This window comes from Marasmitruncus massiliensis, assembly GCF_900186535.1.
Lineage (GTDB): Bacteria > Bacillota > Clostridia > Oscillospirales > Ruminococcaceae > Anaerotruncus > Anaerotruncus massiliensis_A.
Map to the genome: position 1 here is coordinate 12,703 of NZ_FYDE01000002.1, position 15,389 is coordinate 28,091.

General features: G+C 48.9%; 14 protein-coding genes. 2 read left to right on the forward strand and 12 right to left on the reverse strand.

All coding sequences use genetic code 11. The features are described 5' to 3' along the window. Positions 1-14: 14 nt before the first annotated feature. The 5 genes from kduI to C1A10_RS00520 all read right to left on the reverse strand — a co-directional run bounded on the left by kduI (position 15) and on the right by C1A10_RS00520 (position 5,342). Positions 15-857 carry a 5-dehydro-4-deoxy-D-glucuronate isomerase gene (gene kduI / locus C1A10_RS00500; protein ID WP_101908357.1) on the reverse strand — a complete coding sequence of 281 codons (843 nt, stop codon included), beginning with the start codon at positions 855-857 and terminating at the stop codon, positions 15-17. Between the two features lie 315 nt (positions 858-1,172). After that, a complete protein-coding gene (locus C1A10_RS00505; protein WP_101908358.1) occupies positions 1,173-1,781 on the reverse strand; it encodes a GNAT family N-acetyltransferase in 609 nt (202 codons plus the stop codon). Positions 1,782-1,784: 3 nt separating this feature from the next. Then, positions 1,785-3,299 (reverse strand): ASKHA domain-containing protein, encoded by a 1,515-nt coding sequence (locus C1A10_RS00510; RefSeq protein ID WP_101908359.1) that lies wholly within the window; start codon positions 3,297-3,299, stop codon positions 1,785-1,787. Positions 3,300-3,324: 25 nt separating this feature from the next. Next, positions 3,325-4,266 carry a tRNA modification radical SAM protein MnmL/YtqA gene (gene mnmL / locus C1A10_RS00515; protein ID WP_101908360.1) on the reverse strand — a complete coding sequence of 314 codons (942 nt, stop codon included), beginning with the start codon at positions 4,264-4,266 and terminating at the stop codon, positions 3,325-3,327. Next, on the reverse strand, positions 4,263-5,342 hold the full coding sequence (locus tag C1A10_RS00520) for an FkbM family methyltransferase (protein ID WP_101908361.1): 1,080 nt from the start codon (positions 5,340-5,342) through the stop codon (positions 4,263-4,265). The genes mnmL and C1A10_RS00520 overlap by 4 nt, the downstream gene beginning before the upstream one ends. Positions 5,343-5,482: 140 nt before the next feature. On the opposite strand from C1A10_RS00520, the gene C1A10_RS00525 reads away from it, so the two are divergent. Further along, positions 5,483-6,367, forward strand: coding sequence for a DMT family transporter (locus tag C1A10_RS00525; protein ID WP_101908362.1), 885 nt, complete (start codon positions 5,483-5,485; stop codon positions 6,365-6,367). Between the two features lie 39 nt (positions 6,368-6,406). Here the strand turns inward: C1A10_RS00525 and C1A10_RS00530 are convergent, their stop codons facing one another. Together C1A10_RS00530 and C1A10_RS00535 are read right to left on the reverse strand one after the other, a co-directional pair. Continuing rightward, positions 6,407-6,931 carry a zinc ribbon domain-containing protein gene (locus C1A10_RS00530; RefSeq protein ID WP_101908363.1) on the reverse strand — a complete coding sequence of 175 codons (525 nt, stop codon included), beginning with the start codon at positions 6,929-6,931 and terminating at the stop codon, positions 6,407-6,409. Between the two features lie 56 nt (positions 6,932-6,987). Next, on the reverse strand, positions 6,988-7,224 hold the full coding sequence (locus C1A10_RS00535; protein WP_101908364.1) for a hypothetical protein: 237 nt from the start codon (positions 7,222-7,224) through the stop codon (positions 6,988-6,990). Between the two features lie 190 nt (positions 7,225-7,414). On the opposite strand from C1A10_RS00535, the gene C1A10_RS00540 reads away from it, so the two are divergent. Continuing rightward, positions 7,415-8,668, forward strand: a complete 1,254-nt coding sequence (locus C1A10_RS00540; protein ID WP_180950922.1) for a patatin-like phospholipase family protein — start codon at positions 7,415-7,417, stop codon at positions 8,666-8,668. 24 nt (positions 8,669-8,692) lie between these two features. Here C1A10_RS00540 and C1A10_RS00545 read toward each other — a convergent pair whose 3' ends face one another. The 5 genes from C1A10_RS00545 to C1A10_RS00565 form a co-directional block, all read right to left on the reverse strand. Next, positions 8,693-9,634 carry an AEC family transporter gene (locus C1A10_RS00545; RefSeq protein ID WP_101908366.1) on the reverse strand — a complete coding sequence of 314 codons (942 nt, stop codon included), beginning with the start codon at positions 9,632-9,634 and terminating at the stop codon, positions 8,693-8,695. Between the two features lie 20 nt (positions 9,635-9,654). Further along, complete coding sequence (locus C1A10_RS00550) at positions 9,655-11,571, reverse strand: ABC-F family ATP-binding cassette domain-containing protein (RefSeq protein ID WP_101908367.1); 1,917 nt, start codon at positions 11,569-11,571, stop codon at positions 9,655-9,657. An 87-nt stretch (positions 11,572-11,658) separates the two neighbouring features. Then, positions 11,659-12,969 carry a DNA recombination protein RmuC gene (locus tag C1A10_RS00555; RefSeq protein WP_101908368.1) on the reverse strand — a complete coding sequence of 437 codons (1,311 nt, stop codon included), beginning with the start codon at positions 12,967-12,969 and terminating at the stop codon, positions 11,659-11,661. 1,018 nt (positions 12,970-13,987) lie between these two features. Next, on the reverse strand, positions 13,988-14,395 hold the full coding sequence (locus tag C1A10_RS00560) for a hypothetical protein (RefSeq protein ID WP_101908369.1): 408 nt from the start codon (positions 14,393-14,395) through the stop codon (positions 13,988-13,990). Between the two features lie 105 nt (positions 14,396-14,500). After that, on the reverse strand, positions 14,501-15,313 hold the full coding sequence (locus C1A10_RS00565; RefSeq protein ID WP_180950923.1) for a ParA family protein: 813 nt from the start codon (positions 15,311-15,313) through the stop codon (positions 14,501-14,503). Positions 15,314-15,389: the final 76 nt, after the last annotated feature.

Below are 15,389 nucleotides of genomic sequence, written 5' to 3' on the forward strand. Positions count from 1 at the left end.
CGGTTTTGGACAACTTATCTCAATTCGACTGTTTTCAGGGTATCCATGTCGTCGAATTCCTTATTTTCTCCGCCCATTGCCCAGATAAAGGTGTAACTGGCGGTACCGCAGCCCGAATGGATCGACCAGCTGGGGCTGATGACCGCTTGCTCGTTCTGCATGACAATATGGCGGGTTTCTTTACCTTCCCCCATCATGTGGAAAACCACATTGTTTTCGGGAATGCCAAAATACATATAGATCTCCATCCGGCGCTCATGGGTATGGCTGGGCATTGTGTTCCAGACACTGCCCGGCTCCAGAACCGTCATACCCATACAGAGCTGACAGGTTTCCAGAACGTCGGGATGAATAAACTGATTGATGATCCGCTTATTCGAGGTCTCCGTGTCGCCGCAGGGGCGTTTGGCAGCATCGGCAATGCTGATGAACGTAGTTTTGCAGGGCTTATGCGCAGGTGCGCTTACCATATAAAATTTCGCCGGCTGATCCGCGCTGTCGCTGCTGAACAGGACTTCCTTTGTCCCCATCGTGATATACAGGCAGTCCTGATACCCCAGCTGATATTCTGTCCCGTCTGCGACAATCCTGCCTGTGCCGCCAATATTAAAAATACCGATTTCACGGCGTTCAAGAAAGAATTTCGTACCGAAATTTTTCCATACATCAATTCCTTTATCGATTGACACTGTTTCCTTCACAGGCATGCATCCCAGTGTTACCATACGGTCAACGTGGGAATAAGCACTGACAACCTCGTCCGGAAGATAAAGGCTTTCTATCAGGAATTCTTTTCTGATTTCCTCGGTCGTATAGCGTTTAAAATCTTTCTGATTTGCGGAATAACGAATATCCATGGCTACAACTCCTTATGCTTGTTATTATTTGCCAAAACAAGCAACTTCATACACAAAGAAAGGAATCGCGCACGACGCGTCTTGTGCGCGATTGCCTCTGACATTTCCTGTAATGACTGCCTGACAAAGAAAAAACCGAGCTAACAAGCGCCGGTCAAATTTTCTTACATACATTTTACCGTATTGTATTCAAATTTTGAAGTTGGATACAAGCAAGAAATGTTCGTTAAAATTTTGTTGTATTTTCACAAAAATTTAACGAACAAAAAAGAGGCCACCAGAAATGGCCTCTTTTTCATCCAATTATTTTAAAGTTCAGCGGCGTGCACAAACCCGTATCTGCTGAGTGCAGGCGGAGAATAAGGCATCCGTAATTTCTTTGTTCAACATGGAAGCAGGTTGCGGCGGGCTTGGAAATTCAGAATATTCCCCAATCTGCTTGGTCAGGCATTGCATATCCAGCCAGCGGCCGAATTTGTTGCCGACCGAATGGAACGTCCCCACCGGTTCAAAGCCAAACGCCTGATGCAACGCGATGCTCTTTTCATTGGGAATCGTAATACGAACCGATGCATTCCGGTAGCCCTGTATCTGCAATACCCCAATCAGCGCACGATACAACGCAGAGCCGATACCGGCGCCCTGAAATTCCGGGGAGAGATAAACGGAAAGCTCGGCGTTCCATCCGTAAGCCGCCCGTTCATACTGTTTGGCGGCATAGGCATAGCCTGCGACCACGCCGTCCACCTCACACACAATCCAGGGAAATTGTTCCATGACGCCTTCCATCCTCCGCTGAAAAGCCTCCAGCGAAGGCACCTCGTATTCAAATGTGATGGTTGTATTCAAAATATAAGGCGCATAGATTGCGAGAACTTTTGAAGCATCTTTTTCAGCATCGGCAAATCTTAATTGAATCTTCATAGTTTAATCCCCCTGCTTAAACAGCATATTTTCCACATACCGTTCCATAAAATAAGCATTGACTGAAAGATCGATGGTCTTTGCCTGCTGTGCAATCTGCCGGGAGCGCTGCAAAGCAGCATCGCTTTGCAGGATGCAGCCGGCGCCCGCTCCGGCAGCATTACCGATTGTTTTGGTTTTTGACACCAATTCTTTGGGCAGCAAACCGATGCGCGCGGCCGATTTCGCATCCAGATAACTTCCAAAGCCCCCGCAGAGAAAAACCTGCCCGACTTCGCAAAAGCCAATCTCACGCTCATGCAACAGTGTTTCCATACCGGCGGCGACAGCAGCTTTAGCAAGCTGAAGCCGCCGGATATCCTGCTGGGTCAGGCTCAGACCGCTGTTTCCAATGGACAGCGTTTCCCCGTCCGCAATCAAACCGGTTTCATCCAATGCACCCAAAGACAGAAAAGCTGCCGCCGCATCTATGAGGCCTGACCCACATATGCTGTGTGCTTTTCCCCCGCCGATTACCTCATACTGCAAACCGTCCTGCCCGATGCATACCGAGGAAATCGCACCGTTTGCTGCGCCGCTCCCACAGGAAATACCGGCTCCTTCAAACGCTGGCCCTGCCGCTACCGAACAGCTGGTTAAACATGTTCCGTCGAATAGTGCCATTTCGCCGTTGGTGCCTATATCCAACAAGAGAGAAACGCCACCGCTATCCAGCATCCCTGACGCCAGAATGCTGCAGGTAATATCCGCGCCTACAAATGCGGAAATGCAGTCTGGCAGGTAAATTTGCGCGTTGGAAAATCCGTCAAGCTTCCAGCCCTGCCAGCTGCCGAACAGGGACTCCGGAGTAAACGGCGCCGCCGCGAGCCCCGACGGGTCAAGCCCCGCCAGCAGATGCAGCATAACGGTGTTGCCTGTCACCACGATCCTTTGGATATCGGAAAGTGTGACCCCTTCACGCCCGCAGAGCGTTTCCAGCATTTCCGACATCTGATTGCGTATTACATCCTGCTGCTGTAAAACTGCACCCTTTTTGCAGGCCTCAATACGGGAAATAACATCCGCACCAAAGGGGGCCTCCCGGTTTTGCCCGGCCAACGATGCCAGCGGACTTTCCCGCTCCGAGGAAAACAGATAGCAGACAACAGTTGTCGTACCGATATCAAATGCCGCGCCAACCCCCGTATAGTTGGGGTCAAGTGGTATCCGCACCGCATCCGCATCAGTGACGATCTGCGCCGAACCCTGCGAACCGACCACCACTTCACAGTCTCCCAGAACAGTGAGAAAACAGGCAAGCCGCGCCCCTTCCGCCGCATCGCTCAAAAGCGCATGTTCGCGGGGTGTCATTTCCGATATGCCTCCGGACACCCTGACCCGGCATTTCCCGCAGGTATAGTTTCCCCCGCAGGGAAAAGCGAAGCCGGCTTCCCGCTGTAAAAGCGGCATCAGCGGCGTTCCCGCAGGGACGAAATACTGTCTACGGATGCCATCCTGTATCAAAGTCACTTCCGCCATAAACAGCGTTCCCCTTCCCCTGATTTCATCTGCCGATAAAACATTTTCCCTGCCAGCTGTCCCGGCGGACAAATTCCTTGTCAATCTCGTTGAGGACGCAAAGCTTTTTCAGGCTCCACGCCGGGCCGATCAGCTGTTCCGGCGCGCCATCCCCTGTCAGTCTGCCCAGAACAAATTCCGGCGGAAACAGTTCCAACTGGCTGCACACGATGTCCACATACTCCCCGCGCGAAAGCAGAGGAAATTCCCCGGACCGATACTGTTCCGCCAGCCGCGTTCCCTGAATCACATGCAGCAGATGAATTTTGACAAGATGCAGCTCCAGCTTTGCAAGCTCCTCTGCTGTTTTTAGCATCATCTCCGGCGTTTCACCCGGCAGCCCGTTGATGATATGAGCGCCGACCAGGACTCCACGTTTACGCAGCTTTTCATAGCCGTTTAAAAAATCCTCCCAAGTATGGCAACGGTTGATGCGCCTCCCGGTTTCCTCCCAGACGCTCTGCAAGCCCAGTTCCACCGTGAGATAGGTTCTTTCCGCCAGCTCACCCAGCAGGTCGCACACATCGTCAGGCAGGCAGTCCGGGCGGGTCGCAATTGAAAGCCCCACGACACCGGGGCAGTCCAGCGCTTCCTCATACAGGGCACGCAGTCGGTCCACAGGAGCATACGTATTGGTCCTCGCCTGAAAATAGGCAATATGCTTCTGCGTGTCCCACTTTTCCCCCATCCGCCCTGCAACCGCCGCAAACTGCTCTGAAACCGGTTGGCCGGGCTTCCCGCCGAACTCCCCGCTCCCGCTGGACGAGCAATAGGAACAGCCGCCTGTACCCTTGGTTCCGTCCAGATTCGGGCAGGACAGCCCTGCGTTCAGACTGATGCGAGAAACCTTCCCGCCAAACCTGTGCCGCAGATAATAGCTGTAGGTATGATAGTGCTTGTTATCGTCCGAATAAGGGAACGGGTTCATGCAAAGCCTTCTTTCACCGCATAGAGATTGTTATCCCACGCAGGAATATACGGATGCTGCCTAAGATAAATCCGATAGCCGGGATTCAGCGCGTGGATTTGCAGCGGCAACGCGAAGGTATCTTCGTTGCGGTGGTAGGCGGATACGATCAGCCGCGGGCAATCCCGCCGGAGCATCGTCTTTCCGCCCGCAAGCGCCTTAGCCTCTTCCCCTTCCACATCCATCTTAATGATGGTAACCGGTTCTTCTCCCGCCACACTATCAATGGAGCGCATTGGAGCCTTGATCCCTTTCCCGTCTCTGGAGACAGCGGAGTGGCGGCCTGCCTTGTTGGCAAAAGTGATGGACGTATCCCGGTCATAAACACCGGCATTGATCAGATGCAGATCACCGGAATAAGTTTCTGCAAAGGCGGACAGCTTGCGGAAGTTCTTCGGGTCTGGCTCCAGCGCGATTACCCGGCGGAGTGATCCACCTGCATAGGCTGTCATCTCCCGGATCGTATCCCCGTCGTACGCGCCGAGATCGAGATAAACATCATCCGCAGAGGGGCAAATAAGGGCATACGCCTCCTCTTTCGGCGTGGTAACTTCGCGAATATAAAGAATTTTACCGCTCAGCTTATAATTCCAGACGGAGGCGTAAACCCTGCGGCTCTGCTCGTCCGCCATCAGACGATAGGCTGCCTGAATCTCCGTTTCATGCCTGTCAAGGTAGGAACTGTCCACCGCTTCCGTCCCCACAACCGGTACATGCGGCGCGTAAAGCTCATACCGTTTACTGAGGGTTTCCACCCGCCTCAACAGCTCGTCCTGCCAGAACGCAAACGCCACGACAATGATAAAATCATTGTAGCGCGCCTGCACCTCGGCAAGTGTTCTCACCTGCCAGCCATAAAAAGACTGTCCGCGAACAAAATCATCGCTCGCAAAAACATCTGATACGGTTACATGACAGGTTTTCATAGTCCGGAGAATTTTCTCCGCACCTAATCCCATGCCGTAGAGCACAATCGGCTTTTGGGCCTCGGCCAGCCGTTCCCAGACTGTCCGCTCTTCTATGATAAATGGAAGCATCCGCCAATTCGCCTTTCACTTGAATTTCTGCCAGCTTCATTATGCCACATTCTATATAATTTCTCAATAAGTTCCTGTAAAAGATAGACGAAGTCCGCTGACTGTGGTACAATTACAGGCGGAAACGGAGGAATCAAAACATGCAGATCCTTCCTTATTTATATATCGTATCCGGTGCCGCGCTTTGGGGACTGATCGGCGTTTTTGTCAGAAACCTGCCCGGGTTCGGCCCAATGCAGATCGTTGCCTGCCGCGCATGGATTACCGCCTTTATTTTAGCTCTGTTTCTGCTGGCGACCGATCGAAAGCTGCTGAAAATCCGCTTGCGGGACTGCTGGTGTTTTGTCGGAACCGGCATTTTCAGTATCGTCTTTTTTAACTACTGCTATTTTACCACCATCCGCCTCTGCTCTCTTTCAGCGGCGGCGATTCTGCTTTACACCGCGCCGTCATTTGTGACGCTCCTGTCCCTCCTCCTTTTTCATGAAAAGCTGACCCGCCGTAAGCTGTCCGCTCTCGTGCTCGCTTTCGCAGGCTGTGCGTTGGTTTCAGGCGTCGGGCAAAGTTCTCTGCAAATCTCCCCAATCGGAATTCTGTCCGGACTTGGCTCCGGCTTTGGCTATGCCCTTTACAGCATCTTCGCCAAATACGCACTGGAACGCTACCATTCGATCACCGTCACCACCTATACCTTCCTGTTCGCCTGTATCGGAGTGCTGCCTTTTGCGGGGCTTGATGAGTTCCCCCGACTTTTGGCGGATTCTCCCGGTTCTGTCTGGTACCTTCTCGCATTGGGGCTGTTCAGCAGCGCAATCCCTTACCTGCTCTATACACGGGGCCTTAAACAGGTCCCTGCCGGAAAAGCCTCGATTATGGCATCGATTGAACCGGTCGTCGCAACGCTTGCCGGCATTTTCCTGTTTCATGAGCCTGCTACCGCAGCCGGCCTATTGGGCGTTGCAGCAGTATTTGCCTCACTAATTGTTCTGAATCTGCCAAACAGGTACAAACTCCCATCAGATTAACCCGATGAAAACGCCGCGCAGAATTCCTGCGCGGCGAATTTATTCCGATTTACGATAGGTAAGAATCGCGGATATACTCGCGACCGCTATAAGGATGCATCCCAGCGTCAAAAGATAAGGAATCGCATCCGGGCCGTCAAATGGCTGTGTCCCCTGCATCAAATAAAGCTGTACAGTCATGGAAAGCACCGTTACAGAACAAAACAGCGAAACCGCATCCGGAAACAGCGAAAACCGCTCCCCACGCAGGGTTATCTGCGTGATCAGATAAATCACCGGGAGAATTGTCATTAACAAAGTGATAACCCACCAGCGAACATCGGTGGTCGGCGAAACCCAAAAACCAAATAGAGGCAACAGGCGGAAGATCAGCGCGGCCAACAGAGCAAGCCCCCCTAAAACGCCCAGCACCATTGCGGCAATCGCACCAGCGGATACCGAAGCGGGCTTCATTTCTTCCATTTGAGCTTGGCTGAAATATTCATTCACTAGAGACTCACCGCAGTAGCCGCAGCTTCGGGCGCGCCCGCTGACGGGCCGTCCGCATTTTGGGCATATCACCATATCAAGCCCTCATTTCCTACCAGTTTCGTCACTATTCTATCATAATCTTCCAGGACTTACAAGGGCATATCCGAAGGAACCGGCTCCCATTCAAGCTCTTCGGAAGGCATACTCTTCTCATTGCTCCGCTTAAGCGCGTCATCCATCAATTTCATCAGCTCCAGTGTGCTGCGGAATCGCTGGCTTCTTTTTTCTTCCAGCCAGCGGATTGTCCCCTGCAAGGTATTATTCTGCTGAAACTGGACTTCCACTACAAAAGTTGCTTTTCGCCCCGATTGTAACTGTTCTTTCATGCTGCCCTCTCCTTTCGGACCTTTAATGGTGCAGTAAGCAAGTATTAACATATTATAAAATAGTACCAAACAGAAGTCAATGTCTGCGCAAATGCTTTATCGTCAAAAATAAAAATAGGATCGTCAAACCGATCCTGTTTTTTGATATACTATAAAAGGAAAGGTAGGTGGGGTACAACTGAAAACAGCATTGGTATTATCCGGCGGCGGCAGCCGCGGCGCTTACGAAATCGGTGTCTGGCAGGCGCTCAGCGAACTGGATGTAAAGCCGTCTATCGTTACAGGAACTTCTGTGGGTGCGCTCAACGGCGCTGTAATCGCGCAAGGAGATCTGGAACAGGCCCGCCGCCTTTGGCAGGAACTCGAAACCTCCCGTGTGTTTGACGACGTCCCTTTGGATGAAACCCTTTCCCCGCGCAGAAAATGGCTGGCGGCACTTCGCCTGTTCAGCCGTGCCGCCGCAACAAAAGGCGGCGTCGGCACAAAAGCGCTGGAACATCTCCTGCTTTCGTTCCTGGACGAACAGGCCGTACGGCAGTCCCCGGTCGATTTCGGTTTTGTTACCGTACGCATGAATGGCATGAAACCCTGCCGTTTCTGGCTGGAAGACATCCCTTCCGGACGGCTTACAGAACACCTGATTGCTTCCTGCGCTTTCTTCCCCGCCATCCGTCCGCAGACCATCGACGGCAAAAAATATATCGATGGAGGCTATTATGACAATATGCCCATCCGAATGGCGGTAGACCGTGGAGCCGAACGGGTCATTGCCGTCAATATGAACGCAATCGGAATCACCCGATGGGAAAAAGAGTTTGACCAATACGATATTCAGACGATTCACTGCTACTGGAATCTCGGTTCCATCCTGCTGTTTGACCCGACTTCCACCCGTCAGAATATGCGCCTTGGTTATCTCGACACGATGCGCACTTTCGGCGTATTCGACGGATGCGCATTTGCATTTGTTAAAGGAAGTCTTTCGGAACTAGTTCGCCGGTACTATAGGGACTTTTACACCCACTCGGCATTGTTCGGGATGGAAAGCACCGGGCAGACCTTCTTGGATTCCGTCGCTTTGCGGGCGATTGAAAAACGCTGTCTTCGCCGCGGCATGAAAGCTCCAAGTGTTCGCGCTTACGCGCTGGACGGGATGGAATGTGCCGGCGAACTGTTCGATCTGGACCCCGTTATTCTTTACACGTCGAACCATTGGCGGGAAAAACTGACACAGGCGCTTTCGGATATTTCCGTCCCGGAACAGCCCGAATTCAGCGCAAAAACGCTGGAACTGCTTGACCGTAGAGTGCGCACCGTCTTTCTTGCAAAACGTATGCAGGAAGCGATTGTACAGCAAAAAAAGCTCAACCTTTTACCAATCGCTGCAGTTCTGCCGGACGAATTTTCCGCCGCGCTGTACCTGGTTATCAGCAAAATCCTATGAAAAACCCGGCCGCCGGCCGGGTTTTTATGTAAAGGTAAACAGCCATTGAGCCAGCGTCGCCACAAAAGGAATCGTCAAAATGGAGAACAGCGTTGATACGGCTACCAGCGCCGCTCCGTGTGAAGCATCCCCGCCATAGCGTGCCGGCATCATCGCCGTTGTAATAGCCCCGGAGCAACTGCTACAGATAACCATGGCCAGAGCGGTCATAGGTGCTTCCGGGAACCATGCCGGCACCCGCATCGCCCAAATCAGCCCGATGAACAGAATCGGCAGAATTAACAGCCGCAACGCCGTCGCCAGATAAACATGCCGATCGCGAAGCGCTTTCGTAAACGAAATATCCGCTAAAAATACACCCGTAATGATAGTCGGCAGCGGCGTATTCATTGCCGCTAGATAATTAAGCGTAATGGTAAATAAAGCGGGCAGGCGCAGCTGCAGGAAAAACAGTGTAACGCCGACCCCTACCCCGATCATCCCGGGTGTGCAGAACAGTTCCTTTGCGCTGATTCTTTTCGTTTTCCGCAGAATCATAACCCCGTGTGACCATAGATACAAATTGAAGGCCGCAACATAGATGGCGGCGTAAAGTGTTCCCACATCACCCATCACTGCTGTCATTAAAGGAATTCCCATAAATCCGCAGTTGGAGCAGATTGCAAGCAGCCGCTCCACGGGATACCGGTTATCGTCCCGCGGGCGCGGAAGCCATTTTGTAACGATTACAGCCATAATATGAAACAGCACGGCGAGCAAAAATGCCGTTCCCATACCGACAAGCATTTCCCTTTCCAAATCCCGCTGAAACGCCTGCACAATCACACTGGGAATTACAATAATGATTACAAGATTGGAAACCATCCCCGCGGCTTCGATGCTGATGACCTTCTTTTTTCTGAGTACAATACCGATGCCCATTAGCAAAAAGATGACAGCCACCTGCTGCATCAGAATCCAAGCCATAAGTTCTCCCCCTACCTTGATCAGGCAAACTCCTCAGAAAGTTCTGCCCATTCTTCCATCCGGTCGGAAAGCTCCGCCCGCATCTCCTCAAGCTGCTGGCAGATCGAGGCAACCTTTTGGTAATCGCTTGATACAGAGGGGTCACACATCTCCTGCTGTTCCTGCGCAATCTGCGTTTCTAAGTCTGATATCTCCTGCTCCACCTGAATCAGACGTTTTTTTCGCGCTACTTCTTCCGCGCGTTGTTTTTTACTCCGATAATACTCATTATCTGCTTTTGCCCGTTCCGCAGGGGGCTTATTATCTATTACCGACAGCTCCCTGCTTTTTTCAAGATAAGCCTCATAGCCGCCGTCATAACTGACAAACCGATCGGGAAACATTTCCACAATCCGTGTAGGCATCCGGCTGAGCAGATAGCGGTCATGCGAAACCATCAGAATCGTGCCTTCATAGTCCACCAGCGCTTTATCCAAGACCTCTTTTGTGGAAAGGTCCAAATGGTTGGTTGGCTCGTCAAGCAGCAGGACATTTCCTTCCTCGTACATCATAATGGCAAATTTGAGTCTTGCCTTTTCGCCGCCGGACAGGGTTCCAACCTGCTTATAGATAGAGTCCCCCGTAAACAGCAGGTTTCCCAGAACGTTTCGGATATCCTGTTCATACGTCGCGGGAAACCGGTCCCAAAGTTCAGCTAAAACCGTTTTATAGGGATGAAGATCCAGCTGTTCCTGTTCAAAATACGCAATTTTGACGTTGCGCCCCCACTGAATCCGTCCTTCCTCTGGATGAAGCTGCCCCAATACCGTTTTTAGAAATGTGGACTTTCCGACACCGTTGCTTCCGACAAGTGCAACCTTTTCGCCGCGGAGCAGATCAAAATCCGCGTTTCTGCACAATGTCCGTTCCGTTTCCCCGCTTCCCACCTTCATGGTTAACCCCTGCACATGCAGGATATCCTTTACCGGTTCCCGTTCAAAGCGGAACGCCATGCGTGCAGAATGCAGCGGTTTGGGGGGCTGCTTAATCAATTCCATGCGTTCAAGTTCTTTTTCCTTGCTTTTTGCCATTCCCGCTGTGGAAGCACGTACCTTATTGCGCGCGATATAATCCGTCAGCTTCGCAACATGGGACTGCTGCATCTCATATTCTTTCAACTGGCGTTCATACAGCATTTCACGCGTTTTTGTATATTTTGTGTAATTGCCCTTATAAGAAGTGAACCGCAGATTTGCAAGTTCCCAGATCTTTGTACAGATTTTATCAAGAAAATAGCGGTCATGTGAGACAACCACGAGTGCGCCTCGATAGTTCTGCAGATATTCTTCAAGCCATTGCAGAGTTGCAAAATCCAGATGGTTTGTCGGTTCATCAAGCATCAGCAGCTCCGGCTCCGCCAGCAGCAACTTTGCAAGTGCTAGCCTTGTTTTTTCCCCACCGGATAAAGTAGAACAGACTGTTTCCGGATCCCAGTCTCCGAACCCCATTCCATTCAGGACAGTTTTTATTTTTACTTCAATCTGATAGCCCTCATTGGCTTCAAAATAAATTTGCAGCCGGTCATATTCCTCCGTGATCCTCCTATATTCCCTATCCGTATGATCGGCAAACTGGCCCATCTGCGCAGCCAGCCGCTTCATCTGCTGCTGCGTATCCAATAACGGGCGGAAAACCGACTTCATCTCTTCCTGAATGGATGCAGACCCTTCTACACCGCTGTTTTGACGCAAAAATCCAATCCGTAACCCGTTTCTGGCAGCACGTTCGCCTTCATCCACAGGCAAAGAACCTTCCAATACATTCAGAAGGGTTGACTTCCCGACGCCATTTACGCCGACTAGCCCGATGCGATCGCCCTCTTCAATTTTCAGATTGACACCCATAAAGATGACTCTTTCCGCAAAGAGTTTTGATGCGTTTTCCAAGCTGATCAGCATATTTTTTTAATCCTTTTATCTCCATTTACTATTAACATGTTCGCTTTCTTTACGCCTATCCCCCGCTTCTCAAAAAGTCCGGTTTTCTTAGTCTTTCAGCAGCTGTTCCGTTTTTTCAGACGAAACAGCCGATATCTGTGCCAACTTATGCCGGATCATCCGGGTGCGTACGCCGACCAGCTTGTCCAGTTCATGATTTGCCTGTTCCAGCCGCTGCTGCGTAATATCCAGTACTTCCCCAAAACGGTCAAATTCCGTCTTGACAGCACCAAGAACGTCCCAAACTTCGCTGGACCGTTTTTGAATCGCCAATGTCTGGAAGCCCATCTGTAAACTATTGAGCAGGGCCGCCATCGTTGTCGGTCCCGCAATATTCACTTTATAATCCCGTTGCAGTATTTCCAGCAGATTTAAGCGTAACACCTGCGCATAAAGCCCCTCAAATGGAAGAAACATGATGGCAAAATCCGTAGTATAAGGGGGGTCGAGATATTTGTCTCGAATGTCTTTTGCAAATGATTTAATTCGGCTCGACAAAAGCGCGGAAGCAACAGTAATCCCCTCCGCGTTTCCTTTCTCATAGGCATCCGTCAGCTGTGTATAAGCATCCGCCGGAAATTTTGCATCGATAGGCAGATAGACCGGCTGTTCCCCGTCTCCCGGCAAAACTACCGCATACTCTACAATTGCTCTGCTTCCGCGTTTGGTTGCCACATTTGCCTTGTATTGTTCCGGAGATAATATCTGCTCCAAAATGGCGCCCAACTGGACTTCTCCCAAAATGCCGCGTGTTTTGACATTGGAAAGGACTTTCTTCAGATCCCCCACTCCCGCTGCCAGAGATTGCATTTCTCCCAACCCGCGATAAACCTGTTCCAATCGATCACTGACCAATTGAAACGATTTTCCGATCCTGGTTTCCAGTGTCTGTTGGAGTTTTTCATCGACTGTTGCACGCATTTCGTCCAGCCGCCGGGCATTATCTTCCTGTAGAAACTGCAGCCTTTTTTCCACAGTATTCCGTATTCCCGTCAGCTGTTGTTCATTTTGTACAGTAAATCCCTGAATCCGCTGATCAACATTGCGCATCATTAAAATAACAGATTTCTGGGTACTTTCTTGCCGGCCGGATAATTCAGTCGTCATTAAGGATTGATTCGCTGTAAGCGACTGCCCCAACGCTGTCACCGTTCTGGAAATATTCTGGTTGTTTTCCTGCCTTGTCTGTCTTAGTTCTGCTAACAGGTCTTCTCTTAAGCGGCTAATCTCGGTATAAAAGGTTCGCATATCCGGTTGTTTTCGTTGAATATGTAGCACTGCAATGAGTGCCGCTGCTGTTGCGGCGAAGCTGAGTAACCCAATGCAAAGCAACAGCCATATCAGGCTGTTGGGTTCCATTTTCTCACCTGCTTTGATTTTTATTGTATGAAGATTCCTGTTATGGTAAATACTTTAGTTTTTTATTATAGCATAGATCGTAATTTATTCAACTGCTTTTTATAAATCTTATCTATCGTTTATTCTTTTAAAGGGGTTTTATGCTAAAAGGAAAGCTTTTCGGAAAACTTTCCTTTAGTACGTACAAGACATACAGTACATACAGCATCTTGTGCAGTGTTTATTTTGTACTACTAAATTAGGTGGTGTTGGGTATTTGCAGGCTTTTCTCTTTCTTTTTTTAGTGGACAGTTTTGGTTGGCTGGGTAGGCAGTTTCGGATGGTCAGGTAGCAATTTCTGGTTGGTATAATTGGCATTTTTGGTTAGTCATAATTTTGATTGATTATGTTATGATAACAGTTGAAAAATATACGAAAAAAGGGGATTTTTTCATTGAAAAGTTTTTCGGTACCCAGTTTCGGTTAGTTATAGACCTCGATTTTGAATAGGACCGATTTTTTCTGCAAATAACGGATGAGTGTGTTATAAATATTAGTTTTGATCGTTTTTAGACGGTGATGAAAACAGGTGAAAAATTGCGAAATATGATGGTTAGATGAGTTATGAATGAGATGAAAATGTAATGGTACCCAGTTTCGGTTAGTATTCTTGTTAGCGCTAAGGAAGATGGATTGTCTTTTTATTGGGATTTTTATGTCTGTAAAGGGATTTGCTTTACAGATGCTGGCATTTTTTTAAAAATCGTATTTTCGCATTAGGGCTAAAAAGTTAATGAAAATTGGAGAAATTTGATCGTAAATTGATTTTCATAAAAAAGGTACCCAGTTTCGGTTAGTGGTGTACTAATCTATTCACTGTTTTCTTTTTATAGGGACTGTTCACGTTTTTTCTGTCTTAATAATATCCTTTAAAATGAAGAAAGATTCGATAAATTTATGATATTTATAAGGTTGGTACCTAGTTTCGGTTAGTTGGTACCATGAAAAGTTTAACTTATGTGTAAAGCACTTTAGCTTTCTATTTTACGCCAAGGATTTTTTTCAAAATATCATTTACCAGTTTGCTATCGGTCACTTTTTGAGCTGTGGCCGCGGTTTTAATTGCATCGATTACTGCTGCGTCTAAATAAAATGTTTTGTTTTTAGCGCTGCGTTCGTTATCACGAATGATAAATGCAGATAGATCGACTTGCCCCGATACAAATGTTTTTGATTGCTTTCTGGGCGCATTATTTTCCGAAGCTTTAGGGGGGGGCTGTATAGTAGAATTTTTAGGTTCTGGATCAATAACCGGCGGGATGAACGTTTCTGCCGTGTGCGATTCTGGTTCTGATTGTGAAGTTTCAGCTGAATGCGAATACAGCTTGGCATCTTTTGCTTCTTTTGCCTGACGTTCAAGAACGCTTTTTGTGAATTTGTTAGCCATAAATATGTCCTCCTTGATGCAGTATCTTATAGAACTTATGCAAAATATCTATTCACGGTTGTAATCACGAATAGATTCGCTATTCGTAATCATTAATACCTATTATTATACAATTTTCTTTGCGAGCATTTCGTCGACTAATGACGCAATCGCGTCGCATCCTTTTGAACGAATGTCATAAAGCGAAATTGGGATAGCTGCAAGTTCGCTTTCAGTAATTTTGACGTTACGCGGAATGATCGTGTCAAACAAGATTTCCCGCAAGTCGGCGGTATCCGGAGAGGTGCGCAGATATTCGAGAAAGTCACTGGAAAGGCGGTTTCTGGCGTCATAGTCGTTGACAATAAAACCTTTGATGTTGTCTTCCCTGCGCAGCCTTCGGCGCGCGTCTTCCCAAAGCGCGATAAACAGTTGGGCTCCTTCGATTGCGTTCATCGATACGTCACTTACTAAAAGGATGGCATCTGAAACCAGAAAAGCATTCTGGTTGACAATCGACATGCTGGGATTCGTATCGATCAGAATGTGGTCGTATTGATTGAAAAAATCTTTATGGTCAGAAAGATAATTGGCAAGAATTTGCTCACGCCCTGCTACAGATGCAATTTTGAGTTCTGCTTTATGTAAAAAGATTGATCCGGCGATCATATCCAACTCTGGCAGGCGGTCGATAGGCCGCTTAAAAACCAGGCGTTCCGGTTCAGGAGGATCTGCATCGATACTGTAAATGTCATAGGTTGTACAAAGGTTTTCACTGGTGCGGTCAATTCCCATATTGTTGGTCAGGTTGCCTTGAAGGTCACTGTCGATGACAAGCACTCTGTTGCCCAGTTGAGAAAGAATGCCGCCGATGTTGAAGCAGAGCATGGTCTTTCCCACTCCGCCTTTTAATGTTCCAAACGTGATGATCTTTCCCATTTGATAACCTCCCATATGTTGACGAGTATGCTGATTAATTTATTATTTGTTTTATTATATCATATCATAATTCGTA

Coding starts and splice junctions, on each gene's coding strand:
- C1A10_RS00565 (WP_180950923.1), bottom strand. CDS start 15,313: ATGGGAAAGATCATCACGTTTGGAACATTAAAAGGCGGAGTGGGAAAG.
- C1A10_RS00560 (WP_101908369.1), bottom strand. CDS start 14,395: ATGGCTAACAAATTCACAAAAAGCGTTCTTGAACGTCAGGCAAAAGAA.
- C1A10_RS00530 (WP_101908363.1), bottom strand. CDS start 6,931: ATGGTGATATGCCCAAAATGCGGACGGCCCGTCAGCGGGCGCGCCCGA.
- kduI (WP_101908357.1), bottom strand. CDS start 857: ATGGATATTCGTTATTCCGCAAATCAGAAAGATTTTAAACGCTATACG.
- C1A10_RS00510 (WP_101908359.1), bottom strand. CDS start 3,299: ATGGCGGAAGTGACTTTGATACAGGATGGCATCCGTAGACAGTATTTC.
- C1A10_RS00555 (WP_101908368.1), bottom strand. CDS start 12,969: ATGGAACCCAACAGCCTGATATGGCTGTTGCTTTGCATTGGGTTACTC.
- C1A10_RS00505 (WP_101908358.1), bottom strand. CDS start 1,781: ATGAAGATTCAATTAAGATTTGCCGATGCTGAAAAAGATGCTTCAAAA.
- C1A10_RS00550 (WP_101908367.1), bottom strand. CDS start 11,571: ATGCTGATCAGCTTGGAAAACGCATCAAAACTCTTTGCGGAAAGAGTC.
- C1A10_RS00535 (WP_101908364.1), bottom strand. CDS start 7,224: ATGAAAGAACAGTTACAATCGGGGCGAAAAGCAACTTTTGTAGTGGAA.
- C1A10_RS00525 (WP_101908362.1), top strand. CDS start 5,483: ATGCAGATCCTTCCTTATTTATATATCGTATCCGGTGCCGCGCTTTGG.
- mnmL (WP_101908360.1), bottom strand. CDS start 4,266: ATGAACCCGTTCCCTTATTCGGACGATAACAAGCACTATCATACCTAC.
- C1A10_RS00545 (WP_101908366.1), bottom strand. CDS start 9,634: ATGGCTTGGATTCTGATGCAGCAGGTGGCTGTCATCTTTTTGCTAATG.
- C1A10_RS00520 (WP_101908361.1), bottom strand. CDS start 5,342: ATGCTTCCATTTATCATAGAAGAGCGGACAGTCTGGGAACGGCTGGCC.